The following is a 2,049-nucleotide window of genomic DNA, read 5'->3' on the forward strand; positions in this document are numbered from 1 at the left end:
TTCGAATCCCTATCTCCCGGCCATTTTAATCTAATCCAAAATTCCCTTTTAACTTTAAAAATTTCACATTTTATTTATACTAATTTTCATTTAATGCTCTTTGCGTTTAAAATCTACTTCACGATATGGGGCGTAAATAGGCAGCTAGAGTAGCATATTCGTAAACGAATGCTAGAAAGATACGTAGCGAAAAAGCTAGGATTTCGATAGTGGCCTGTTGATCAGTCCGAATCAAAGTAGTACATAATGGTTATGAGATAATATAATGGCATTAAACTTTGGGCATTCGTCTGGTATAAAAGTGAATGAAAAACCTAGCAACGAAATTTAGTTATGAGTTTTTAAGACGTAGCATTCATTGTGCCAGGCGTAAAATTTTGGAAGCTCCGCAAAATTTGAAATTCCATGCCGCGTGCCGTAAAATTTTAGCGTGCATACAAAATTTTAAATTCGCGCCCAAATTTAAGCTATAATCGCTTCAAATTTCAAGGAGCCGAAATGCTAAGATCATATCCTCTTGCGATGCAGGGCGTGGAGTTTCGCGGACACGGCGTGACGGGTATTTATGAGATGGGCGATCGGATTGCTTTCATCCATTTTTCTTTCGCAGCCCCCAGCAAACAAAACACCCTCTCGAAGCTAACGCCCGGCTACGTGCTGCTAGATACGTTTTCGCGCGATTTTAGCGAACATAAAAGATCAGTGCTCACCTACGAACAGCGCGAAATTTTCTCTGCCGCCTCCGCGCTTTGCTACCCGCAGGACGGCCACTTCGTGCTAAATACGAGATACTACGAGGGCTTCGTCGATTCGCCCGCAAAGCTCATCAAAATACAAGACGGCGAAATGAGCGAGCTTGGCGACGCTCCTGCGCCCGTGAAGCAGATTTACAACGATGCGCGAACCTACGAGTTTGAGGGCTTTTGCGTGCGGATGAGTTCGCCCTTTATGATGGAGTGCAGAGCCTCGCAAGGCGGGTCAAATTTAAACGGCGCGGCTGCCGATTTGGGCGGCGCAGTAAATTTCAGCGGCGCGGCGGGCGAAAATTTGAAAAATTCCTCCGAAAATGACGGCACAGCGGCTGTTTGTAAGGCGCGCAAAAGCGATCCGCGCGATGAAACCAGCGAAGCGAAAGATAAAATTTCAAACGACGGCAAGCAAACCCGCAAAAAAGTGTCCGCAAAAGGTAAAACGCTTTGGCGGCTGAAGCTAGGCGCGTATCTATATACGCCCGTTTGCCTGCGCGGCGCAGCGACGTCGCATTTTGACGTGCAAGACAAGCGGCATGGTCGCGAGACGCTGTATTTCGGCACCGCGGGCAAGGGCGGGCACCTATACGCCGTGGATGCGGCAAGCGGCGAGGTGATTTTTAAGCTTGACACCGGCGGAACCGAGCATTTCGCGTGGTTTGAGGATAAAATTTTACTCGCAGATCGCCGCGGCAAGCCGGTTTTGATTAGCGCGGACGACGGCTCGATCGTAAGGGAGATAGAATTTGGCGAGTTTCAATTCGGCTCGGATCAGATCATGCTCGTAAGCGGTGGTCGCCTCTACGCCGTGGCAAACGACGGAGTCGCGATGTACGCCGTCTGCGCGGATATTTAAATTGGACAGATTAAAATTCGGCTTGTAATTGTGGATTAAATTAAACGGAAGGCTTGAGCCGCCGAACGCTTTGGTTATGAAATTTACCTATTTGAGGCTCATGTCCGCTAGCCGCAGTACCCTTGCGAGCCGTATCCCATCTCTCGCCCATTCGGCAAATGCCAAAAACCGCAAATTCTTTGGTATAAAGCACGTCGTAGCTCACTTGCTAAGTAAAATTTATTCGCCCGGCGCGTCGTTTCGAACTGAAATCCAAACCCCGTGCCTTAAAATTTAAAGCGGCTGCGGCAAATTTCAAGGCGCGAAGTGGTGCGAGCTGCCGCGAAATTCCATCGAACTTTGCGGCGTGCGCGGGCAAACTTCGGCGATGATATTGACCGCAACGCCCGTTTCATTGAAATATCACAAACTGCTTTTGAAATTTTGACGGGCTGATCCGCCGCT

2 protein-coding genes are annotated in these 2,049 nt (G+C 48.5%); one reads left to right on the forward strand and one right to left on the reverse strand.

What is annotated here, in order from left to right:
- The first annotated feature begins 498 nt into the window (after positions 1-498).
- Positions 499-1,605: a PQQ-binding-like beta-propeller repeat protein gene (locus Q0238_RS05515; protein WP_297943737.1), complete on the forward strand. Its 1,107-nt coding sequence runs from the start codon at positions 499-501 to the stop codon at positions 1,603-1,605.
- 40 nt (positions 1,606-1,645) lie between these two features.
- Here the strand turns inward: Q0238_RS05515 and Q0238_RS05520 are convergent, their stop codons facing one another.
- Entirely contained in the window at positions 1,646-1,810 is a 165-nt protein-coding gene (locus Q0238_RS05520) for a hypothetical protein (protein WP_297943739.1), read from the reverse strand.
- Positions 1,811-2,049 lie beyond the last annotated feature (239 nt).

This window comes from uncultured Campylobacter sp. (assembly GCF_938045775.1).
Lineage (GTDB): Bacteria > Campylobacterota > Campylobacteria > Campylobacterales > Campylobacteraceae > Campylobacter_B.